Consider the following 23,305-nt stretch of genomic DNA (forward strand, 5'->3'; position numbering starts at 1 on the left):
ACATTATTCCTCTCTGTATTCTCTCCCTCTGCGTTCTCTGCGCCCTCTGCGGTTAAATCATTCCGATACAACCGGAAACGATATGATTCCCAATTCTAAAATCTAAAATCTAAAATCTAAAATCTAAAATGGTATGAGTTATGACTCTATTATCCCAACACATTATCTACAGCAATTTCTATGTCTGGAAAAGCTAGAATAGATAAAACCTGACCCCGCTGAAATCTTTGAATATTTTGATATCCCGAAGGAGAAGGTTCGCGATAAACTACTACACATTGCTCGTTAATATCTACCAGCCAAACTTCTACAATATTGTCTTCCGCATAAAGAGGAATTTTGATATTTCTGTCAGTTTCAGCGGTTGCATCCGCTACTTCCACAATTAGTAAAATATCCTCAGACTGAGGATGTCCCGATTCGTAAAAATCATCGCGCCGCCGCAGTAAAGAAATATCCGGTTCAGGTTCCGAGCGATCGTCCAATTCTACCGGATCTTGAACTCCAATGGTTACTCTCGATAATAAACGGATATAGAATAACTCTGTCAGACGCTTGACATGAGATGTATGCCTTCTACCAACGGCGGCCATTTGAACGATTTCTCCTCGAATCAATTCAACTTTATCATCTTTTGTCAAGATGCCAGATTCAATCATCTGATGATATTCTTTTACTGTGAACAGGCGCTTCATAAACTGAGTTGTCATAATTTATTTATTTGGCGCTCCTTTTAGTTGCCCTTTTTCTGTTTCATCGCCTTTGCTGCTTTCACAATCTCAAATCGCGGCGCAAAAAAAGGAATTTTTACCTATTGATCTTAGTTTGCTTTTAAGGTATATTTTAGATAATGGGAGTAGTAACTTAAATTTTAAAATTGCCACTATTCCCATTATTAAATAATACATTGTCAAGCTAACAGTGTCAAGCTTTTTACCAAAAAAAAAAAAGGCGATTTTTCAAAACTTCATCAACAAATAATCATAGGGTTAGGGTTTTGGTAAACCCACCCTAACCACCCAACAAAAGTTGATTAAGGGAAAATTTAATCCCACGATTGCAATTGTACAACCCAATGCTGCACGACAGCGGAAATGCGATCGCGCCGCGTTTCAAAAGTAGCAGCAATCCAGATAAACACAATCCCAAAAGCCAAACCAATCGCCCATTTAATCAGCGGATAATCGAATATCAGAACCACCAACTGATAGAAAACATTGATTAAAAATACAGCCGTTCCCACAAACAAAAACGCCCGAACTCGCAGCGCCAAACCTGCGGCAATAGCCGCCAAACTAAAAGCCCCCGCAACTAAACCGTGGCTTTGCTGAGTCAAAAGAGGCATCCCGCAAATCAGCGCAGTTGCAAGCATTCGCAGATTGTGGCGCAGCGGTTTTTGTGCGGGTAATTTGAGAGTACGATTCCCTACGGGATAGCTACGCTTCACGAACTGAGTAATGTAAAGTAAAGAAAGTCCTAAAGGAGTAACATAAAACTCTGGCTGAGTCAATCCTATTTGCCAGAACCACCGCAGAATTATCCAGTCAATTATCGCCACACTCACATAGGTAAAACGGACTTCCTCCTTTTCCCAAGCTAGGAAAAAATAGAAGGTAGCAGCTATCAGCAAGCTAATCGGATAAAACTTAGCCGGACTTTCCAAAATAGTCACTATTGGAATCAGCGAAGCAATTACCTGCCAAGGTTTTTTTGACCAACCCCAGTTGTCCCAAGGCAAAATGTAAATGAAATAGGCAAATAGAGAAGCGAGGGCAACTTTCCAAGGCCCCAGCGGCCCGGAAATATACTTAACTAAAGGCGTATTGATCCAATAAAGCCGGATGCCAAAGGCTTCTAGCCAGCCCAAGTAAATCCAAATTTCTGCCCATTGGCGATCGAGATTATTTCGCCCTTGCAAGAAAGCATATTGAACTAATAAAGCACCAGTGACTAATCCTAAATTGAGGCCGGATTTAATATCATTCACAGAAGCCCAAATCAGCAGCAAACTGCTCAAAACCCAGTGCAGGTGAGCAAATATTTTTAACTCTGCGTTAGTTAAATGTAAATAATTGCTGAGCCAAGGAGATAAAATGCGATAGATATATGTTAAACTTGTGCCGAGAGTAGCGAGGACAATTAAGCCATCTCCAAAAGCTCCTCCTGGTGTTTGAAAAAGTTGATAGAGTAGCGACTCGTAAGCAGCAACCGACACGCCAATTAATCCCAAATAAACCAAAGGTTTGAATTCGGGCTCACGCCTACCAATGCCGATCGCAATTAAAGACGCCCCCAACACAGTTAAACCAGTCCAATTCGCAAAAGTGTGCGATCGGAAAGTTAAACCCAATACCCCGTAAACCAAAGGTATAAAATGAATGCTAGGTAAAATTGTTGGATCGCGGTGGCGGCGCCGCCACACATCGCCCAATAATTGCGTAGACAACCCGAGAGCGATATTAGCAACTGCTAAATTAATCGTAGTGCGATCGGCAAAACTTAAACCCACTGCTGTCAACAACTCCAAACTCCAAGCCAAAGCATAAATTGCCCAAGGGGAAAGTTGGCGTAAATTTCGGAAAATTATCGCAGCCATTATCACCAAAATGGCAGCCAAAACTTCAGCCGAGGGCGGGAAACTCAAGCTACTGGCTGCGTAGAGTTCAAAGGAATAAAAAGTAATAGTTGTTAAAAGTAAGCCGGTGAGTAAGATTGCCCACCCATCTACAGCTCGATCGTAAATTTGAGCTAATTGAGAAGGCTCAGGTAAACGGCTGGAAAAACGAACAATCATGCTGCGAACCAACCACAGAGACAAAAGAGCGATCGCCCCGGCAATTCCCCAATCCCAACCCGAAACAAAACCTAATTCATAAATCACCGCAGCTACGAAACTCAAGCCAAATCCAACTCCAATCGCCGCCGCTGGTATCTCGACTAAATAGTAAGTATTGACCAACATTAATCCGGCGGCAACCCCCAAACCAATTAACCGATATCCCGGAAAACTAAAAATTAGAAATTGTGCAAATATTAGGGCGATCTTACTAAAGGTACTGGCAACTCGTTTGTGAGGAACCTCAGTATATTTAGCAACAGCAGTCAAAGCCAAAGGAGTCGCCAGCCAGAGCAAACTCCACTGAGGGCGATGAGTGGCAGTACCCACAATCAAATAATTTTGCAACAAGACAAAGCTGACCCCTGCTAATACTAAGCCCAAATACCACGAATTTTGAAACCATGCAGGATGGCAGCGAAAAAATGCAGAGTTTTCTCGGAAATTTGCCGCTTTCATTCCCACAAAAAATACCCATTCACTCGCCATGAATATTAATAATATTGCAGACCAAATATTGGGTGTCAGGTTTGGGAAGAATAAGTCAATTGCAGATGCGATCGCGCCTAAACCCATAATGTGAGTTATGGGAACCAAAATTGCCGGATTTCCCGGTTTTTCAGCCGCAGAATCCGGCCTCGCAACTCGCCGGGAATTATCGGGAATTACGTATTTCCAAGCGATCCAACCTAAAATTAAAGTAGAGAATAATAAATTGAGCGATCGCCAAAACGGATTGACAAAACTAATAACAGTTAAAACGCTCCCCAAACCGAGAGCAACCTTTTCCCCAAAACTGGCTAGTTGAAACTTTCGCTTGCGGTAGAGCCACTGCGCCGCAGTTACCATTAAAATTAAATAAGGCAACAGCAGAACACCCCAAAAACCCCAAGGAGTTTCCTGAGAGTTGGTAAGCTGAGTTAAAAATGCCACAACTTGTGTTTTAATCCCTAAAGGAAGCAGTCGCCAAAACAGCCAAATACTCTGAAGTCCCACCGCCTCCAGTATTAGCAAATCAAACTCTTGCCAAAACCGCACTAAACGGTTATAAAAAAACCAAACAGCCAATCCGCTAACGGCGATCGCCTGTAGCGGAATGTCGCGAAAACAAACCAGGTAGCCCAAACCCAACAAACCCATTCCCGCTAATTGCCAGTGAAAAAAGTTGCTGGGATTTGGCGGGTCGGATATATTGTTTTCAATAGTCCCAGAGGCGAGGGGGTGCTGCCAATCTAGCCATCCTAAAAGCACGCCACAAATCGCCAAAGCTAAACCCATTTCAGCGATATTTACATCCTTGACAAATATCGCTCGACCCAGTAAAATTCCTAACGAATAAGCTACTAAAGCTGCTTTTTTGTAAGTCAGAAAATCTCTGCTAAAACTGAAACCAGCGGGGAATGTTTCAGTATTTCCCCCACCTTGGATAGATTGCAATCGTTGTTGCTGAACTTGATAAACTGTAGTAGCAGCAGTTCCCACTGTACCCAAATAAACAGCAGCGAGGGAAAAGCCTGCAAATGCCCACCAAGAGTGCAAATAACTCAATCCCAAGTGATTTAGGGCGATCGATCGAGTGATGTTTTTTCCTGAACCGCTTTGATATTGATATTTGATAATCCGGGCAGTTATCCAAGTCAAAATAAGTGCCGCTGCGATTGCTACCGCCCAATCCCAAGGATACCGCCACAATCCAAAAGTATCCATTGCCCAAAAATTGATCGGCACTAGCAACAGCGTCACTTCTTGCAAAGTTTGAGCAGTCAAGTGCAAATTCTGCTGTCTGTTTGCCCAACTGCTAATCGCCCAAAAGGTTAAAGTATAAGCTAATAAAACTCCATATTGTCCGGCGGCAGGAAATCTTTCCCACTGACTGGCAGCTAAGACTCCAGAGGAGACAACTACCATGAACACTCCTAAAAACAACAGCCACATCACGCTAATTTCTGCCATTAGCGAGTGCAAAATTTGAGCGATAAAATTAGGGGTTTGAGTAGTTTCTGTGGGTCTAGCAACGCTTTCACGGCTGCTAGGTACTGCTTTTTGTGTTGATAAGGCAGGTACTTTTGGATCGGCAATAGGAGCTCGCGGGTTCTCAATTTCAGAAAAATCTACAGCGGGATCTCTGAGTGGGCAGACTAAATACTGTCGGCACAATTCCTCAACTTCAGCGGGCGAAAGTAAACCTAGCCGCAGCCACGCATCTAAACCTGTCAACAACTCAGGATGCGACGCTAAGATGCTCAATTCAATTTTGCTCGATCGATCTTTGGGAGACGACATTGGCTTAAACTTGTACTAAGTACCTTCAAGCTATAGCCTAGATTAATGTCGAGCGAACATGGCAACATTCCGCCATCGAAATTGGCACAATAAGTATTTATTACTAAAGACCTGTCGCAGCCAGTGTCAATCGATTTTAGATTTTAGATTTTAGATTTTAGATTGACTTGCGCGAGATAAAGGCGGGGGCTTGAGGATTTTAGATTTTAGATTTTGGATTGATTCCACGGATAAATCCGGGGGCTTGTACTATCAAGAAATTCTTGGTCAACCGCTGAAAAAATCCCGCTGATGAGCCTAAACCAGCGTACATCAGCGGTGAAAAACTCCAAATTAGGACACAGCAGCGGTTTCCTTACCGACATATTTCAGCAAAGTGTCCACACTAGCATTGTGGTCTATGAAAGAAAACAAATGTTTGAAGAGGAGTTTTCCATCTGCAGCCAAAACAAACTGAGCGGGCAAAGGAGCACCTAAAGCCTGACCGACTTGATAAGCCCGAAAAACTTGACAGCCCGGATCGGAAAGCAGAGGCATTTTCAAGCCTAAATCTCTAACCACAATTTGGCTTTGGCGATCGTCGGTACTGGCAACCATCAATAATTCTATATTGCGATCGGCAAATTTTTCCCAGTTTTCATTCAAAGCTTTAATGTGAGGAAAACAGAAAGGGCAATATTGCTTTTCTGTAAAAATCCGCGTAAAAGCCAGAACCACCGGTCTATCGCCCCGATAATTCGACAGCCGCACTAATTTGCCATTATTAATATCCGGCAATTCAAAATCTGGCGTCATCTGTCCCAGCTTCAGAACATTACTCGCCGGAACAGGCAATAAATTTTGGAAAAACCGCTCATTTAACAAGCCGCTAAAATTAGTAGAAGTCAGCATATTTCCTAATTGGGTAATTGCTAATTGCTAATTTAAAAATCCGGTTAAACTGAGATATTGCAGCATTCTCAATTAGCCGTAGGGGCGGGTTCGCCAACAGCCTTAAAGCTTGCAAATAGGTTCTATAAACCCGCCCGACCCCACGAAAAATCCTCTTATTGATATTGCTGCAAGATGTCAGGTTAAAGGAATACCTCTGCGGGTAGGGACACGACACTGCCGTGTCCCTACCAATATAATCTGCTTAAACCGCAGCAAAGAATACCTTAGACTTGACAGGATCGGGAGTCATGGTCTTGTCACCGGGCTGCCAGCCGGCGGGACAAACTTCATCGGGATGAGACTGGACGTGTTGGATAGCTTGCAGAGTACGGAGAGTTTCGTCCACGTTGCGGCCGAAGGCAAGATTGTTGATAGTAGAGTGTTGGATGATGCCTTCTTTGTCGATGATGAACAGACCTCTGAGGGCAATGCCTGCTTCTGGGTCGAGGACGTTGTAGGCCGAACTAATTGTTTTTTTGAGGTCAGCAACTAAGGGATAGTTGAGGTCGCCAACACCGCCAGATTTACGGTCTGTTTGTATCCAAGCGAGGTGAGAGAATTCACTGTCCACGGATACGCCGAGGATTTCGGTATCGATTTTCTTGAAGTCCTCGAAGCGATCGCTAAATGCTGTAATCTCAGTCGGGCACACAAAGGTGAAGTCCAAGGGGTAGAAGAACAGGACTACATACTTTTTGCCTTTATAGTCGGACAGTTTCACTGTCTTGAATTCCTGATCCACTACGGCTGTTGCTGCGAAGTCGGGTGCAGCTTGACCAACCCGGAGGCATTCACTGGTCATAGATTTTGTTTCCTTTTTTACGAACTGTTACAAATATATCATACTCATAACGACTACAAGTATCTTCTCGATCGATCAAAAAAATACGCTCTCAAATTTGAGAGCGCAGTTTTTTTGATTAAATAATGGCTCAGGCGGGATTTGAACCTGCGACCTTGGGCTTATGAGTCCCCTGCGCTAACCACTGCGCCACTGAGCCAAATCTACTTCACGATTTACTATCGTAGCACGGTAGGGCTAGCTATGTCTGCTTTTGAAACAACACTATTTCTAATGACTTCTAGTAAAAGTTATGAGTTTTGGTAATCATTCAAAACCCATAACTTTCGACCAGTCGTTACCGAGAAGCGCTGGACGCATCGTCGGGCAGTAAAGCCATTGGGTTGATAGCACCCTGTCCGGCGGGATGAATTTCAAAGTGCAAGTGCGGCCCGGTACTAAAGCCGGTACTCCCCATTTCTGAAATCTGTTCCCCTTGAGCGACTCTCTGACCCTTTTGCACCAAAATCCGGCTGTTGTGGGCATAGATAGTCTCAGTGCCGTCAGGATGGGTAATTTCCACCAGATACCCGTAGCCGCCGTCGTTCCACTGAGCATAGGTAACCACCCCGTCTGATGCTGCCACAATTGGCGTGCCGATCGGCCCTGCAATATCAATTCCCCTGTGCATCCGTCCCCACCGCCAGCCGTAGCCAGAAGTCAGAACGCCCTTAGACGGCCAAATAAACCGGCTAGCAGACTGTTGTTTGCCGTTAGGCAGATAAGTGTCAGGGCTCGACAGCGGAGGCAGTTCTGGAGAAACCATGCGTCCCAAAGACGGGTTGCTTAGGGGGTCGTAAGCCTCAGATCCCAAAGGAGCAGTTGCCACGACCGGCTGATCCTGAGTGCTTTTTGGCGTCAGGTTGATCGGTTGCAGTTCCGCTGCGCGAGCGGGGTCTAAACGCTCTTGCTGCTGCTTCTGAACCTGCTCAGACCAAGCTCTTGATGGCGGTCTGCTGATTTCATTCTGCACCGCCTCAGTATAGTCGGGGGTGTAGAGATATGGATTGACACTTGGCATATCCTCAGACTGGTTGACCGAGGGCCCGTCATTTGGAGCCAGGGACACCGCATTGGCGCCGATCGAATTGCGCGAGGCACGATATTCCTCTCGCAGTCTGACAACTTCTGCCCTCAAGCGTTCGGAATAAGGGTTGAGAGCTTCTGCGGTAGTCCGAGCCTCCGAATTCGATTCTGGTAAAGCGCTAGTTGGATCGGCATTTGAACCCTGGGCGCTAGTATTTGGCACGAACCCGATCGGCTGCGGGTATTCTCCCGTAGCGATGGCGGTAGCAGTTGCACTGGCTGGCGAGGGCAGGGAACTGGTGTCAACAGCACCTGTAAATGTTGGTTCCCCTTGAAGATCCAGCTTCCGTGGATCGCTAATGGTTTGGGAAACTTGAGTCAGCGAAATGCTGTTAATTTGGGGAACCATCGGCGCTGAAATATTGTTCAGACCTTCCAGGTTCTCCAGGGGAGAGACAAGAGGCACTGTGGCCGCCGGTGCTGCAACGCCAGCACCGACTATTTCCGAAGTAGACGAACTGGGGTTCAAAGATGCGGGAACCGAATTCGCCGCCCAGACAGATGTAGAGTTGGAGGCAGAATAAGAGGCTGCCGCCTGCACCCCTGGATTTTTAAACCCAACTTGGGGTATTTTGAGCCGTTGATTGACATTCAGCAAGTTGGGGTTGCCGAGCTTGTTGACGGAGATCAGATCTTTGGGCGATACGCCGTGACCTTTGGCGATCGCATCTACTGTATCTCCCGGACGCACGCTGTAGAGAACCTCAGCCGGCGCGGCGGTACTTCCTGCAGGGGGGACTAGCACAGCCGTGGGCAAACTGGGTGTTGCTAAAGACTGTTCAATTGACTCGAATGCTCGATCGGGCGATGCTGCTTGACCTCCCCCGGAATTGGGAATTACAGGTGTGGCATCGAGGTCAGGAATAGTTGTCCCAGTTGCATATTCGGGGGAGGTCAGCGTCGGTGCTGACTCGGGCAAAAATGCCGCAGATGTAGATAAATTTGCTCCCCCCTCCGACCCGAACATCGTTCGACCCGATTCTGTGGTGCGGTTTTCCTGTTTCTTCAAACTGTCGATCGCCCCGTCTGCATTCGGGATCTCGATCGAACTTTGTTCCGGTACCGTCGTGACCAGCGGGGTCGCTGCGGTTGATGGCAGCCCTGTCATGGCTGCACTATCCAATGGCTCGGAGCCAGTCAGATTTAACTCTTGTTCTGGATTGACCGTCGCTGCGATATCTAGCGAAGCCGATGTGCTATAGCCGGCGTTCTGTTGTGGTGTGGCTTCCGTCGCAGTCGGAATTCTGAGCTGTTGGCCAACTTGGAGTATGGTATCGGGTTGGATCTCGTTGGCAGTTGCTAGTACCAACGGTTCAACTTGATAATCCCGAGAAAGCTCCCAAAGGCTTTGCCCTTCCTGCACCTTAACCGTCACCGACTCAGAAGGTGTTCCGGGCTGTTGGGCCCTGGAACCGTCAACTTGTGCGGACGTAGCCGGCCCGTTGGCCGATACTGGCTGTACAGCGGTGGATTCTGATGTCGGTGCGAGTTCAGACGCGCGAGCGCTGTCTCCATTTCTCGGTAGCAGGATGCCAGAAGCACCTACCGATATTGCCAGCCCGATCGTGGCGAGAGAGCGAACTCTGCCTGTGCTGAGCGTTGTCTGTTTGGATGGTTCCGCAGAACCCTCTCTGTCGATTTCACTAGCCTGAACAGGCTTAATTTGGGGATATGTTCGTTTCAAAAAAACGACCTCCTACTGAGAAGCGCTAACTGTCCTTGGAAACACTCAAGGGGATCGCATGAAGCTGAGTTTAAATCAACAAGCAAAAATATTCTGATTGTTGACAGCTATCATGCTTAGGCCAGATTACCTTGCTTTTTTAATTTAGACAAGCTCAAACCGTCAGAAATTTTAAAATTCTCGGTCAAACCTGCTGCAATTAACCCCACAAGCCTTACACCGCAATAGCTGGAACGAATAGATAAAATCTTCGTTCCCGCACAGGCTCTGAACTCTTACCTATTATCTGACTTTAGGCTAATTTCCGGACAGCCTACAACCGTATATTTACTAGATATAGTGTTCAGACCCAAGCTGGTACTCGCTCGCGCCCTAAATCGCTAAAATCCTCTGTTTTTGTTGCTGAATCATCTTGGGAGTAATTTGGTGTTGCTGATAACAATCTGTTTTTGAATGAATAAAATATATTAATGTCGGCTATCGAGATTTTCACCCCTTTGATACAAATTTCTTATATGAAAATGGAGACTTGGCAGCCTCCACCAGCTATTAAATATCTATATATTTATGTGTTGATAATGATTTATCCCAGCTCCCCCAACTGTCGTTTAGCCTCAAATAAACCTACAGCGGCACTGACGGAGAGGTTCAAACTCCTGACTCCAGGCTGGCTCATCGGAATGAAAACTGTGGCGTCGCAGGCATCCAAGACGTATTGGGGAATGCCTACAGTTTCCGAGCCAAACATCAGCCAGTCGCTGGGCTGAAATTGGAATTGCGCGTAATTGTATCGCCCGCCAGTGCTGAATCCGATCGAGCGTCCCCCCCGCTGCTCCCGATAGGCCAAAAAAGCCGCTAAGTCTTCGTGGCACTGGAGGTTGACGTAGGGCCAGTAATCTAAGCCGGCCCGTTTCAGGTAGCGATCGCTAATTTCAAACCCCAGCGGGCCGACTAAATGCAGTTCCGTGCCTGTGGCAGCGCAAGTGCGGGCGATATTGCCAGTATTCGGGGGGATTTGCGGGTGAATCAAGACAAGTTGGGGCATGAAGCTAATTAAAAGCGAAAAATACAGCTATTGGGAAATTTATAAAACTACCCACAGGTAGATATACCTTATAGCTTTTATTTATAACCTTTGTCGAGATCCATTGATTAAATATTCTGATTGGTTTTTGGGAGGTGCTCTGCAACTTTTGACAATTCCCGCATCCAGGATACCCGCCACGTGATTCATTCCAAAAGCAGACTCAGGACCGGTGAAATAAAAAACCTGTATCCGATGAAACTTGCCGAACGTATTTATCTCGCGCAAGTCAATCTAAAATCTAAAATCTCAAATCTAAAATCGATTGACCGGGAGGTTCGGGCTATTTGTATTCGCTGAGTACGCATAGCCAGGGGGCTAGTGAAAGCCCCCGTTATCATAACGGCGGGTACTTCAGGCAACTAACTGGGCGCACAAGTTGTCTTCTAGCTCCAATTCTTGGTGAGCCATGCCATCAATCCCTTGCAGAATAATACTGCGGGTGTCCGAACCTCCCTCGTGCAGTTTCAACCACTGCTGGGCCGTGTTGCCTTCCCGGAGAATCTTTTTGAGTGGCGAGAGAAAGCAACTAAAGCCGCGTTTTTTGGCTATAGGCCAGACTTCTCGGTAAATTTCCTCAATCCAATCTCGTGCCAGAATAGTTCTGCCGTCTTGCCAGTGGGTAAGTTCGGCATCCAAACTTTGCTCGGATGCAGCAATTTCGTTGGCGTCTGTGAGGGCAACTAAGTCTTGGTTGCGCGTGGCCTCCGGTAAGGTGCTGAGTTCTAAGGGGTCTAAGCTGGGGTCTTCCATCATCTGCCAAATGCGAGCTTCTAGTAAGGCAGTGATGGCTAACAAAGCCAGAGGATTGACTTCGAGGTCGCAAATTCTCAGTTCGAGGCGGTTGAGACAGTAGGGGCGACGATCGCCATTGGGTCGCACTGCAGACCACAAATGGCGGACGTTTTGCATAGTACCGAGTTCTAGCTGTTCTTCAGTCCACTGGATGTAATGTCTGTGACTTTCAAACAGGGGGACGATGGCGGGAGTTTTGGGAAACAAACCCCACCGAGTCGAATGATAGCCCGTCACTTCGCCGTCGAGGAAGGGGGAAGAGGCGCTCAAGGCAAGGTACAGTGGTGCTTCGACGCGGGCGAGGCGGATGGCGCGCATCAGCATTTCTGGTTGGGAGATGCCGATGTTGATGTGAATGCTGGCGGTGACGACTTTGGTGCCGTAGGTTTGCTCGATGTAGGTGTGGTAGGGGTTGTTGGGATCGGAGCGGTAAAATCGATCGCTCCCTCCGAGAGACAAGGTACTTCCCGGCAGCAAGGTATAGTCGCCCAATTGTTTTAAATACTCGCGCAGCCGAACTCGTGGCTTGACTAAGGCGCACAGCAGGCGATCGTAGCTGCACAGCGGGGCGGTCGTGTACTCCACATTGCGGCTATCAGGCTCCCGGACAAATCCCTCTAGATCGGCGACTATGCGATCAGAGAGACCGACAACCTCACCTTCGGGAGTGCCGGTATACATTTCTACTTCAAAGCCTTTTGATAGCAGCACGTTTATTCCTCAGCTAAGTTGAGTGCTAGTTTCTAGTATCCCAAAAATTGACCTGTTCATACTATCTCCCACGAGGCAGAGTTGAAATTTTTCGCCACTGGCACTGAAACGCCGTTTTTCGGCGCCAGCTTGTTTAAGCGTTTGTTTCCTAGTTGGAGGGCTGCCACGACAAATACTGCCATGACTACCGAGTTTCCGAGGCGGTTTTAGACTCAGAAAGGCTGTTTGTTCGATCGCGCTTGTGTTTGATTCGGTATTGGGGACGATCGAACTTATGGTGAATAGAACCCACTCCTGCCTCAGTTCGACATCTGTTTTCTGCCTTGAGGGGGATAGCCGCAGATATATATTGGGTGCGATTCTAAAAGAGAGCTCTGCAATATTTTTGAGCTATAATATTAACCCCTAAAAATCCCTGTGAAAGAGCAAGACAGAACTCCTCCCAATTTTTGGAATATGCTAAGCAATTTAGCCTTAGTCCGGTTTTTGCTTTTATTTGCTTCTGGTTGGGCTGGACTGCAACTTTTAGCTTACTTTGAAACAGCAGTCGCGGTTTTCACCATTGCTGCACTCGTGGCTTTTTTGCTCAACTATCCGGTGCGAACTCTCCAGAGATTTTTACCGCGAAGTTTAGCTGTCGCCTTCGTTGTCTTGCTCACCATTTTAGTTTTTGGCGGTCTCACCGTCACTGTAGGCGTCACTCTTTTATCTCAAGGACAGCAATTAATTGACAGCCTGACTGAATTTGTGAATGCTCTGGCGCCTCTGTCCGAGCGCCTCGAAGCATTCCTGCGGGCGAGAAACCTGCAAGTTAACCTGCGAGTTATTGAGGAACAACTGCGAAATCAAGCTTTATCTGGAGTTGTTTGGAGTATTGCTTTCTTACAAGTATTTTTAACCAATTTATTAAATTTAATATTAATTATGGTGGTAGCTTCTTTCATGTTACTTGATGGAGAGAGGCTGTGGCTGTTAGTTCTCAAGTTTATACCTCGACACCTGCACAGGCGTTTAAGTATAACAATAGAGAAAAACTTTTTAGGATTTTTTCAGGCACAAATTCTGTTAATGTTATTTTTGACAACAGCTAGTTTTGGAATTTTCCTACTGTTAGATGTGAGATTTCCTTTAATTTTAGCATTTATTATCGGATTGTTTGATTTAGTTCCAGGGATTGGAGCCACGCTGGGGATTAGCTTAGTTTGTTTTATTGTATTGTCTCAAAATGTGTGGCTAGCTTTAAAAGTATTGGCAGCTTGCATTGTTTTGCAGCAAATTCAAGACAACTTTATTCATCCCAGACTGATGCAAAATTCCCTTAACCTCAATCCGGTAGTGGTATTTTTTGCACTGTTAGTGGGGGCAAGATCAGCAGGACTTTTAGGCATATTTCTAGCAATTCCGCTAGCGGGAGTGATAGTTAGCTGGTTTGACATTGAAGAAATGCAAGCGGAAGGTTAATGGATACAGCCATCCTATTTTATAAAATCAGGCTGCAACATCCGATTTTAACCGGCCGACTAGAAGTCCCATGCTTCAAAAACTCTCCTGTGCCCAAAGCGCCAATAAAAGTAAATAGAAAACAGCAACTTAGGATACACCTTACTGCGTACAGTTAATGAATAAATTGCAAGTCAGTAGGAAATCTTTCTTCTTCTGGTTCTGGATCATAAATGTAATCGCAGTCAAAACGCAGAGCTTGAGAGTGGCGACTGATAGAAAATCCGCAATTACTCACCATTTCTGTAGTAAAAGTTGCCATGACTAACTCAATAAGTCTTCTATAGGAAATGTTAGGTAGTTGAACGTAATAGGTGCGTCTGGCAAAAAATATTCTCTCATCTTTCGGGAGAATTATGCCATTAATTCTGTGTGCGTGTTGAATCGGCTTGATATAGGCCTCAATAAACTGCGACTGATTTTTTTGGAGTCTCGCTAATCTTTCGTGTTGCAACCAGCTCATTTGAAACACAATTTTAATAAATTCAAAGCCCAAAATGTAGTTAAAAACATTATTGCGTTCTTCTGTACTCAAGACGAAGCGGAGTGCAGATTCTAAATATTGGTCAGTTTCTCGGAGCGATTGTTGAGCTGAGTGGATATAAAATTGTTTGATGTAGCTTCTTAAATCTGATTCGTTTAATTGTTTTTTGACCCTAAATCTGATTAAATACTCTTTGACTCGGTGTAGAGTATCTACATCTTCAAACATTTTTGAAACTAAACCGTCGGCTGTATAATTATCTAAAAATTCTGCTTGCAAGTCGGGAGTAGATGCACACAATATGTAGCAGAGAGACAAGACATAGCGCCGTTGGTTCCAAGGCAAGCTTTGGGCCCATTCTTTAACTTCTACAGGGAGTTTTTGGAGCACGGTATCTGTGTGGGGGAGTTGAGCAAGGTCGGCATATTTATGTTTTTGTTTAATCATTGCCTGAAACCTTATATTAGTAAGTATACAGAGTCGTCGATCGCAGATGATGGGAGAGGGGATATGCGAGGGAGGCGGCTAGTTATTCTGTCTTATTTTATTGCCATCTATCTAAATATACATTCTGGAGGGAACAGAGGGCGTGATCTGTCTCACACTTTAGCGACTTTTAAATCACAAATGCTAGCTTTTCGCATCACATTTTGCGACTGTGAGTGTCACCCATAAAACTTATTCACGTCACTGGAGCAACAGTGGGTTTCGTTGAGGATTAAGTCGGGTGATTCATAAGTTTTTGTTAGTAATGATTACTGAGATCGATCGTGAAGTTGACTACAAGTATTTTCCCGGAAAATCAGTGCCAAGACTTAACTTTTTGCGAGATCCTCGTGCAACAAATGCGACAGTGGCTCGATAGCATTGCAGTGGGAAAGCCACCAGTAACTCAGTGGTGTGCTAACTTATACTCGCACGGTGTTCTTGTCAGAGATATATCTAGTTATTGGGACACTATTTTTTCCACGTACTGCCTATGTGCAAGCTTAATCCTGTCCATGAGGAATTAATGGGGTTACGCTTTCGCTCGCTCTGGTTGTTGGGCGGGGTCAGCCATAACAGATACAAGTTTCCGACAACAGTAGTGAGCAACCCAAAATTTTAGATATTAGTTCCCGCCCCCAGATGTATCTGTGGAGTAAATCTAAAATCTAAAATCTACTGAGGTATGCGCCGAAGATGTAACCCTGTACTACTGATTGAGGGGTGTCATACCTCGATCGCCCCTTGATATCAATTATTTATGGGGTATGTCGCTCTGGTAGTTGCGAGAGCCATAATTTAAGCCATAATTGTTGATAATATCAATGGATGCCTCTCGATAGGAGTGGGTATCCATCGTGGCGCTTAAGCCAAAAATAACATCAAACGGTAGCAGCAAAAACAATAACTATAAAAATAATTTAATAATCTACGTGGGCTCAGGGAAGTGAATATGTTTAACGCAACTGAACTGCTGATTAAGGCTTTTGTCAATCGCCTGATTGAAGGCTACCGCCACACTTATGGCGGGTTTAAATCTGACTATGGTGAGATTATTGCTTGGGTGGCGAGTATGGCTTTAGAAAATATTGCTAATAGCGATGCTCTTTACCATAATGTCGAACACACTATTTTAGTGACCTTGGTGGGACAAGCAATTCTGGGGGGGAAGCACATCCGCGAAGGGGGTGTTTCCTGCGAAGATTGGCTGCACTTCCACATTGCTTTGCTATGTCACGATATCGGGTATGTTAAAGGTGTTTGCAGGCAAGATAGAACAGATTTGGGACTGTATGCGACGGGAATAGGCGACCTGAAATTAACGCTGCCTCCGGGGGCCACGGATGCTAGTTTGATGCTTTATCATGTCGATCGCGGAAAAATGTTTATTGACGAGCGTTTTGGCGGTCACAAACTGATTGACGCTGAGCTGGTTAAGCATAATATTGAGCTGACTCGTTTCCCAGTTCCTACAGATGAAGATTATCAAGATACTGTAAATTATCCGGGTTTAGTTCGGGCTGCTGATTTAATTGGTCAATTGAGCGATCCGCGATATTTGCAAAAGATTGCGGCGCTGTTTTACGAGTTTGAGGAGACTGGGCAAAATCGGGTTTTGGGCTATCAGAATCCGGGGGAGTTGCGGGATGGTTATCCGAAGTTTTATTGGAATGTGGTTCATCGGTATGTGAAGGATGCGATCGGCTATTTGGAACTGACGCAGCAAGGGAAACAAGTTGTTGCTAATTTGAGCGCGAATGTGTTCCGGGTGGAGCATTCTCAGGTTCCAGAGTCTGCGGTGGCTGTAGTTAGCTAGGGTTGGGGTGGATGTCGGGCGATATTCAGCAATCCTGTTGATATTGAAGCGCTAAATCTTCGATGAGTTCCACCATTGCGCGAACCATAGGCATTTTAGTGAGAATTTCGATCCAATACCACTGTCCGTTAGGATTGAGTTCGATAAAATAGAGCGTGTCGTCCTCATCGCGAATGATATCGAATGCACCAAAATTCAAACCAAATTCGTCAAGCATTTGATGAAGTTTGTTGAGATAGTCGATCGGCAAATTGTCGGGAACGTGAACGAGTTTATCCGGTTCGGTGACGCGCCAATCTAAAGTCACATCTGAATCGTTGATATGTTTGGCATCAATGCGACAGACAAAATCATGCTTGCCGATTAATGTAACGCGATATTCTGCCTTCTTTTGAATGCGTTTTTGAATAAAAACAGGCGCTAATCGAATGCTCTCTCGAAATGCTTCAAGTGTTTCTACATCAATGGGGCGAGTATAGCAAGCATACTGCTTTTCATCATGTAGGAATCCAGAGTAGCGCATCGGTTTGACAATGCACTTACCCTGTTGTGTCACAAAGTTGCAAGCAGCATCGTAGGAATTGGTGACGAGTGTTGGAGGGATGGTAATTCCCAGCTTGTGAGCAATTGGAATCTGATTTATTCGATGAGATGGTAATCTAATTTTATAGTAATGATTAACCCATTTAGCTTTGGGATATAGTCCAGAAAGTGAATAAATCAAAGATTCTGTTTCCTGTTGACAATACTTGATTGCCCAAGCATCATTAACTTCGGGAAATACAGCATAATTATCTGGCTTTCTCCACCAAATTACGCCGACTTTTTGCACTTCTCTCAAGGAGTCTTCAAAAGACAAAAAACTTTGACTGGGATTGCCTGAAGCTTGCCACTCATAAAAGTATTTACTTTTTTGAATAAAACTTTCTGAGTTCAATCGAATTGCTCGAATATTTGATTTTTGCAATTCGTTGATAACGACATCTGCATGAATGTCTGTCTCGGAAGTCACGATTAAAAGGTCAGTCATACTATTTTATATTTTAGATTTGAGATAGGAAATGATGGATAATGTATGGGTTTCGAGCTTGTATGCGGTTAGATTTTTTTTGAAACTGGTATCGCAATCAAACTAATTGAAATAAAATTGACAGTGAAAGACCTGTCATGCAAAAATTCATGCAGGTCTTTCAAGAAATCAGATGGCAAGCAAAAGACGACCTTAGCCAGAGCAAATTCTAGTCGTCCTCTTGCTGGTCATCATCATTCTCGTCAAACTGCCTAACAGTGGAGCCACTGCGATTACACCAGGAGCCACTCATGGAGGTGATGTTGGAGGTCTGCGTGGTGGGATCGTAGCTAAAAGTCTCCTCGGCGGTGATGCCGTACTTGGGCAAGATGCTCAGGTGCATCATCAAAGGATTTGCTTTTTTGTCTAGAGCGAGTTGGGTAGTCGTCATAAGTTAGTCTTTTTGAGCGATTGTTTTACTTTCACAATGCTACAGCTTGCCAATTAATTTGTATAGTCGAAAAAGGTCGGATAAAGTCGTATAATATAAAAAGTTTTGATAAAGCTTTAATCGTTTTTGTATTCAAGGCGAAAATAGTCGGATCTAGACGGTTTTAGTTCGATCGCTCGGATATTGTGAGGAGGCGCGGGTGAACGTTAAGGAAGCACTGGCTTTTGCAGATGAAGTGGTCTTTGCGAAAACTGGCAAGCATTTAGATGATATGCAAGTTGGTGTGATTGAGGGCGTTTTGAAGCGGCAAAAGTATGGCGATATTGCCCAAGCGCTGAATTGTACTGAGGGTTATGCTAAAGATGTGGGCTACGAGCTATGGGAGTTGTTCTCTGATGCTTTTGGAGAAGAGGTTAATAAGTTAAATTTGCGATCGGCACTGATTCGGAAGTCGATGATTAGCAATGTTACTGGAAGCGTCATTAGTGGCAATCATGTTGCTCGTGGTCATTTAATCGGAGCGCTGAATGTCTGCACATCGCAGGAAGAGTAGCCTGAGTTTTTGCGGGGAAAGCAGCGGGCGAAAATGGAGGCGATTAAACGCTTGCAAGCCGTCGGTTTGAGCGACGAGCAGATCGCGCAATGCTTGGATATGACGCTAGAAGAGATTCGACAAGTCGATTTGACAGAATAAGAATGTTTTGCTCCTGATTACCAGATAGATTGAATCGTTAAAAAGCTCAGAAAACGAAAAATCACCATGAGATTCATTAACCCCAAAATCGAGTTTGCATTCAAAAAAATATTCGGATCCAATCAAAGCAAACCAATCTTAATCAGCTTTCTCAATGCCATGATTTATGATGGTAATCCCACCATCGCTGACTTATAAATTATCGACCCGTATTTAGCATCAAGAGTACAGTATCTCAAAGACTCTTACCTGGATGTCAAAGCCCGGCTTGAAGGCGGCGCAACTGTAATTATCGAGATGCAAGTTTTAAATGTAGAATCTTTTGCGAAACGGGTGGTTTACAATACTGCGAAAACTTACTCAACTCAACTGATTCGCGGTCAAGGTTACTTTAAGTTAAAACCTGTAATTGCTTTGACAATTACTGATTTTGAAATGTTTAACAATGACCCAGAAATAATTTCTCATTTTGTGTTCAAGGAGAAAAAGCGTTTATTTGATTATGTCGATCCAGAGATAGAACTGATATTTATCGAGTTGCCGAAATTCAATAAACAATTGGATGAATTAGAAACTTTGACTGACAAGTGGGTTTATTTTATGAAAAATGCTCCCTGTTTGGAAGTGGTACCGCAAACAATGGAAACAGTCTCGGAAATACAGCAAGCCTTTGCGATTGCCAATGAAACTAACTTGAATCCAGAGGAGTTGGCAGATTTAGAAGAACGCGAAATGTTTATTCTCGATCAGCAGGGTGTCTTGCTCAAGGGAATTGAAAAAGGAATCGCAAAGGGTATAGAAGAAGGCAGAGAAGAAGGAGTCGCGCTAGGAATGAGAGAAAAGGCTCTAGAAATTGCTAGGCAACTTCTCAATGTCCTTGACAATCAAACAATTAGTCAAACAACTGGTTTGAGTGTTGAAGATATCCAAAACTTGCGATAGGAATGAAAGAAAGAAAGGGAAAAAGTACGATCGCACAATTAGTACACCTTTTCTCGCTACTAGGATCGGCCTGGTAGCGCTGGTTTTTGAGTCTCTGCCTCTTTGATTGAGAATGAAACCAAATATTAACTCTCATCCACATAATCCTCAAGGATGAGTCTGCCCTCTCTCTAAAGGAAGATTTCATTAAACCAGTAAATTCCGTATGATGCTGTAAAAGTCAGTCAGATGGGAAAGCTATCTCCGACTCTAGCTCCGAATAACTGACCAATCTTACAATAAAAAAAAATACATCTCATGACATCAGTCACTCCCAATCAAACTTCTTCTCAATACGAAGTTAGCGAACCAGAAGAAAAAATTGAGTCTCTGGTAGAAGAAGTTAAGCCAGAAAGCGAAATCGATTTAGAGTTTCTCTACACCAGAGACATTGAATTCCGACAAGAAACAATTTATTTCATTGTAGTCGATCGCTTTTACGACGGCGACCCCGAAAATAACGAAGGCCCCAACCCAGAACTTTACGATCCAGAAGGGAAAGATTGGGGCAAATATTGGGGCGGCGACTTGCAGGGAGTTATCGACAAACTCGATTACTTAAAAGATATGGGAGTTACTGCAGTTTGGCTGACTCCACTGTTCGAGCAAGTGGAAGCATTATTTGTCGAACAAGCTGCAATTCACGGATACTGGACTAAAGATTTTAAGCGATTAAATCCCCGCTTTATTGCCACAGGCGACAATCCTTCTATCAACCAAACACAAGAAACTAAAGATACCGTATTTGACAAATTAGTACACGAGTTGCACCAGCGAAACATGAAACTCGTACTTGATATTGTCTGCAATCACAGCAACCCAGATTTTAGCGGTAAAAAAGGGGAACTCTACGATGATGGCGTAAAAATAGCTGACTTTAACGACGATGAAGATGACTGGTATCACCACTACGGCGAAGTCACAAACTGGGAAGATGAATGGCAAGTCCAAAACTGCGAACTTTCTGGTTTAGCAACTTTTAACGAAAACAATATTGCCTACCGCAATTACATTAAGTCAGCAATTAAACAATGGCTGGACAGAGGTGTTGATGCTTTGCGGGTTGATACAGTCAAGCATATGCCTATTTGGTTTTGGCAGGAATTTAATGCTGACATTTTAACACACAGACCTGATGTTTTCATTTTTGGCGAATGGATTTACAGCGACCCTAGAAACGATCGTTCTGTGGAATTTGCCAACGAGTCGGGGATGACTATTTTAGATTTTGGTCTGTGCGTGGCAATTCGAGAAGTATTGGGGAAGGGTGCGGGCGCGGGATTTAAGTTAGTCCAAGATGTCCTGAATTTGGATCACCGCTACTACGGGGCGACGGAGTTAATTACTTTTATTGACAACCACGATATGCCGAGGTTTCAGTCGTTGAATCCCGATCCAGAAATGCTGCATTTGGCGATATGTTTAATTATGACGACTCGCGGTATTCCCTGCATTTATTACGGCACTGAACAGTATCTGCACGATGATACAGATGGGGGGAATGACCCTTACAACCGCCCGATGATGGAAAAGTGGGATAATGATGCGCCGATTTACCGAGATGTGCGTTTGCTGTCGGGATTGCGACGGCTGAATCCAGCTATTTCGATGGGGAGTCAGTGGCAAAAGTATCTAACTCCTGATGTTTATTGTTACGTGCGCCGCTATCGCGATTCTGTGGTGTTTGTAGCGATGAATCGTGGCAATTCTGTGACACTTAAAGAGGTGGATACTGAGTTGCCTGATGGAGAGCATACGGAGGTTTTATCGCGCCGCAAGTTTGAAGTTAAAGACGGGATGCTGTATAATTTAGAGTTGGGTTCGCGGGAAGTAATGATTTTTAGTCGCGTCGGAGAACGAGTTAAGGCGAAAACTATTGTGCGGGCGCAGCTTAACAGCGTTAGAACTCAGCCTGGGGAAAGAATTGTGGTGATTGGAGATTGCCCTGAGTTGGGGAATTGGGATATTAGTAAGGGCTACCCCTTGGAGTATATCAATACTAATACTTGGTTTGGGGAAATTCCTTTTAATGAAAGTGCGGGGAAGTTGATTTCTTATAAGTATGCGCTGCTACGGGAAGGACTGTCGCCGCTGCGAGAAAACCTGGTTTGTCGCCGCTGGGTTTTAGTTTCGGAAGGGACTGTGAAATGGCGGGATAAGTGGGCGAGTGGACGCGAGTCGTGATTTTTAATCAACAGGCTTTCCGGCTTGTTTTACCAGTTTTTAATCAACAGGCTCTCCGGTCTGTTCCACAACCAAGTTTCTGTTTTGTGGAACGGGCCGGAGATCCCGTTGCTGATATTACGAGTTTAAAGCGATCGCAGCTTCTGGGCTAAAACATCGACATAAGGTTCGCTGCTGTGCTGGTTCACAACCATTTCGTACCCCCGCTGCGCTTGAGATTCAGCTTCTTGAGGATTTGAAAGCAAATGGACGATCGCCTCGCGCAAACCTGCTGCATCTCCCACATCTACCACTTTGGCAATATCCGGGGTGGCTAAATAATCGACCATACCTTGAGTCCGAGTAATGACGACCGGCCGCTTGCAGGCCATTGCTTCTAGCAAACCCTGCACTCCAGCAGCATATTTATTTTCCGCCAAACAAACTGCAATTACGTCTGCATCGCGATAAAGCTGCACTAAATCCGGCCATTCGTAGAACTTGCGGGACATATTTTCTGGCATAGTATCGGGGAAAGCTTGCGATAAAGCTTTGGCATCTTTAGAAAAACCGCTAATTTTTACGTCAACATCTAAGTCAGCAGTTGCTGCTGCTAGGAGTCGGTAGTCGCGCTTTTCTAACCCGACGCTAACAATCGTTTGTCGCTTTTTATCGCCAGAAACGGGGCCGGGTGTGAAAAACTTAGTGTCTGTCTGGTCTAGATGCACTAAAATCTGGGATTCAGGTAAAGCTAAATAACTGCGGAGGAAGTCAGTTTGAGGGCTGGCGCAAGCCATGAACACGTCAATTTTGTCAGCCAAACCAAATAGTTTCAGGGCGACGCGGCCGCGCAGCCGATCGATATTGTGGAAATGTACAACAATTTTCGGGCGATCGGGCTTAGCCCCGCAAACCGCCGCCACTGGAATGCCAATGTCCTCGCCGTTACAAAATATCACGTCGTCGCTGCTGACTTGCTCGGACAATTTGCGCGCGGCGGCCCAATGTTCGGGTTTAGAAGAAATTTTCGATCGCAGCTTGTCGCTCAACGAGATCGCTTCGCCATCCGGGGCGTGAACGGTGGCATTTAAGCTCTCTCTGAGGGCCCGCAGGACGTGGCGAGGACATTTGCCTAGTTGTGCATCGCGGTCAATTCCATCTAGGTCTATTTTGCGACCTAATGCCAAATGGTATTTCAAAGTATTCTCCTTATATTTATTCTGGTGCTGGCACAAATTATCTAACCTCTGAAGATTCTATCCTCTGCTGTTGAAAGTGCTGGTACGATCGATCGGTCGATTTTAGATTTTAGATTTTAGATTTTAGATTTTAGAAAAATCTGGGGGGTTCTCCCTCATGTGTAAATTTTTTTGATTTCCATCAATCTCACATCTTGCACCATTCTCAAGAACGGGCTCTGGGGCCCGTTCTACAAAAGATAAATTTCTTGTGGAACAGGCCGGAAAGC

General features: G+C 44.9%; 17 protein-coding genes, 1 tRNA gene and 1 pseudogene. 7 read left to right on the top strand and 12 right to left on the bottom strand.

Features of this window, described 5'->3' with window-relative positions; translation table 11 throughout:
• Nucleotides 1-149 precede the first annotated feature (149 nt).
• From QUA88_RS07915 to gshA, 8 genes are all read right to left on the bottom strand, one after another.
• Nucleotides 150-710: a Uma2 family endonuclease gene (locus QUA88_RS07915; RefSeq protein ID WP_333054034.1), complete on the bottom strand. Its 561-nt coding sequence runs from the start codon at nt 708-710 to the stop codon at nt 150-152.
• Between the two features lie 335 nt (nt 711-1,045).
• Complete coding sequence (locus QUA88_RS07920) at nt 1,046-5,119, bottom strand: hypothetical protein (protein WP_333271122.1); 4,074 nt, start codon at nt 5,117-5,119, stop codon at nt 1,046-1,048.
• Nucleotides 5,120-5,452: 333 nt separating this feature from the next.
• Nucleotides 5,453-6,010 (bottom strand): redoxin domain-containing protein, encoded by a 558-nt coding sequence (locus tag QUA88_RS07925; protein ID WP_333054032.1) that lies wholly within the window; start codon nt 6,008-6,010, stop codon nt 5,453-5,455.
• Nucleotides 6,011-6,254: 244 nt separating this feature from the next.
• A complete protein-coding gene (locus QUA88_RS07930; protein ID WP_015178160.1) occupies nt 6,255-6,854 on the bottom strand; it encodes a peroxiredoxin in 600 nt (199 codons plus the stop codon).
• Between the two features lie 126 nt (nt 6,855-6,980).
• Nucleotides 6,981-7,053 (bottom strand) — tRNA-Met (locus tag QUA88_RS07935).
• A gap of 138 nt (nt 7,054-7,191) precedes the next feature.
• A complete protein-coding gene (locus QUA88_RS07940; RefSeq protein WP_333054031.1) occupies nt 7,192-9,663 on the bottom strand; it encodes a peptidoglycan DD-metalloendopeptidase family protein in 2,472 nt (823 codons plus the stop codon).
• 583 nt (nt 9,664-10,246) lie between these two features.
• Nucleotides 10,247-10,708, bottom strand: a complete 462-nt coding sequence (locus QUA88_RS07945) for a tRNA (cytidine(34)-2'-O)-methyltransferase (RefSeq protein ID WP_333054030.1) — start codon at nt 10,706-10,708, stop codon at nt 10,247-10,249.
• A gap of 393 nt (nt 10,709-11,101) precedes the next feature.
• Nucleotides 11,102-12,253 (bottom strand): glutamate--cysteine ligase, encoded by a 1,152-nt coding sequence (gene gshA / locus QUA88_RS07950; protein WP_333054029.1) that lies wholly within the window; start codon nt 12,251-12,253, stop codon nt 11,102-11,104.
• Between the two features lie 417 nt (nt 12,254-12,670).
• On the opposite strand from gshA, the gene QUA88_RS07955 reads away from it, so the two are divergent.
• The gene (locus tag QUA88_RS07955) at nt 12,671-13,714 is read left to right on the top strand and encodes an AI-2E family transporter (RefSeq protein ID WP_333054028.1); all 1,044 of its coding nucleotides are present in this window, start codon (nt 12,671-12,673) and stop codon (nt 13,712-13,714) included.
• Nucleotides 13,715-13,868: 154 nt separating this feature from the next.
• On the opposite strand, the gene QUA88_RS07960 is transcribed toward QUA88_RS07955, so the two are convergent.
• Nucleotides 13,869-14,684, bottom strand: coding sequence for a cobyrinic acid a,c-diamide synthase (locus QUA88_RS07960; RefSeq protein WP_333054027.1), 816 nt, complete (start codon nt 14,682-14,684; stop codon nt 13,869-13,871).
• Between the two features lie 502 nt (nt 14,685-15,186).
• Here QUA88_RS07960 and QUA88_RS29480 point away from each other — a divergent pair.
• Both QUA88_RS29480 and QUA88_RS07965 read left to right on the top strand, forming a co-directional pair.
• Complete coding sequence (locus QUA88_RS29480) at nt 15,187-15,345, top strand: Mo-dependent nitrogenase C-terminal domain-containing protein (RefSeq protein WP_445243025.1); 159 nt, start codon at nt 15,187-15,189, stop codon at nt 15,343-15,345.
• A gap of 330 nt (nt 15,346-15,675) precedes the next feature.
• Complete coding sequence (locus QUA88_RS07965; RefSeq protein ID WP_333231970.1) at nt 15,676-16,539, top strand: Npun_R2479 family HD domain-containing metalloprotein; 864 nt, start codon at nt 15,676-15,678, stop codon at nt 16,537-16,539.
• Between the two features lie 25 nt (nt 16,540-16,564).
• Here the strand turns inward: QUA88_RS07965 and QUA88_RS07970 are convergent, their stop codons facing one another.
• A complete protein-coding gene (locus tag QUA88_RS07970; RefSeq protein WP_333231968.1) occupies nt 16,565-17,569 on the bottom strand; it encodes an MvdC/MvdD family ATP grasp protein in 1,005 nt (334 codons plus the stop codon).
• A gap of 208 nt (nt 17,570-17,777) precedes the next feature.
• Nucleotides 17,778-17,999: a hypothetical protein gene (locus tag QUA88_RS07975; protein WP_333054024.1), complete on the bottom strand. Its 222-nt coding sequence runs from the start codon at nt 17,997-17,999 to the stop codon at nt 17,778-17,780.
• A 199-nt stretch (nt 18,000-18,198) separates the two neighbouring features.
• Between QUA88_RS07975 and QUA88_RS07980 the strand changes: the two genes are divergently transcribed.
• From QUA88_RS07980 to QUA88_RS07995, 4 genes and pseudogenes are all read left to right on the top strand, one after another.
• Nucleotides 18,199-18,552 (top strand): hypothetical protein, encoded by a 354-nt coding sequence (locus QUA88_RS07980; protein ID WP_333271128.1) that lies wholly within the window; start codon nt 18,199-18,201, stop codon nt 18,550-18,552.
• A gap of 9 nt (nt 18,553-18,561) precedes the next feature.
• Entirely contained in the window at nt 18,562-18,693 is a 132-nt protein-coding gene (locus QUA88_RS07985; RefSeq protein ID WP_333271131.1) for a hypothetical protein, read from the top strand.
• 66 nt (nt 18,694-18,759) lie between these two features.
• Nucleotides 18,760-19,635: pseudogene (locus QUA88_RS07990) on the top strand (Rpn family recombination-promoting nuclease/putative transposase).
• A gap of 297 nt (nt 19,636-19,932) precedes the next feature.
• Nucleotides 19,933-21,858 (top strand): alpha-amylase family glycosyl hydrolase, encoded by a 1,926-nt coding sequence (locus QUA88_RS07995; protein ID WP_333054022.1) that lies wholly within the window; start codon nt 19,933-19,935, stop codon nt 21,856-21,858.
• Nucleotides 21,859-21,983: 125 nt separating this feature from the next.
• Here the strand turns inward: QUA88_RS07995 and QUA88_RS08000 are convergent, their stop codons facing one another.
• Complete coding sequence (locus QUA88_RS08000) at nt 21,984-23,036, bottom strand: glycosyltransferase family 4 protein (RefSeq protein ID WP_333054021.1); 1,053 nt, start codon at nt 23,034-23,036, stop codon at nt 21,984-21,986.
• Nucleotides 23,037-23,305 lie beyond the last annotated feature (269 nt).

The organism is Microcoleus sp. D3_18_C2 (assembly GCF_036702395.1).
Classification (GTDB): domain Bacteria; phylum Cyanobacteriota; class Cyanobacteriia; order Cyanobacteriales; family Microcoleaceae; genus Microcoleus.

Excerpts from the sequence above, each read along its gene's own strand:
- QUA88_RS07925 (WP_333054032.1), bottom strand. The coding sequence starts at position 6,010 with ATGCTGACTTCTACTAATTTTAGCGGCTTGTTAAATGAGCGGTTTTTC.
- QUA88_RS07945 (WP_333054030.1), bottom strand. The coding sequence starts at position 10,708 with ATGCCCCAACTTGTCTTGATTCACCCGCAAATCCCCCCGAATACTGGC.
- QUA88_RS07930 (WP_015178160.1), bottom strand. The coding sequence starts at position 6,854 with ATGACCAGTGAATGCCTCCGGGTTGGTCAAGCTGCACCCGACTTCGCA.
- QUA88_RS07995 (WP_333054022.1), top strand. The coding sequence starts at position 19,933 with ATGACATCAGTCACTCCCAATCAAACTTCTTCTCAATACGAAGTTAGC.
- QUA88_RS07960 (WP_333054027.1), bottom strand. The coding sequence starts at position 14,684 with ATGATTAAACAAAAACATAAATATGCCGACCTTGCTCAACTCCCCCAC.
- QUA88_RS07915 (WP_333054034.1), bottom strand. The coding sequence starts at position 710 with ATGACAACTCAGTTTATGAAGCGCCTGTTCACAGTAAAAGAATATCAT.
- QUA88_RS07965 (WP_333231970.1), top strand. The coding sequence starts at position 15,676 with ATGTTTAACGCAACTGAACTGCTGATTAAGGCTTTTGTCAATCGCCTG.
- QUA88_RS07970 (WP_333231968.1), bottom strand. The coding sequence starts at position 17,569 with ATGACTGACCTTTTAATCGTGACTTCCGAGACAGACATTCATGCAGAT.
- QUA88_RS07975 (WP_333054024.1), bottom strand. The coding sequence starts at position 17,999 with ATGACGACTACCCAACTCGCTCTAGACAAAAAAGCAAATCCTTTGATG.
- QUA88_RS07920 (WP_333271122.1), bottom strand. The coding sequence starts at position 5,119 with ATGTCGTCTCCCAAAGATCGATCGAGCAAAATTGAATTGAGCATCTTA.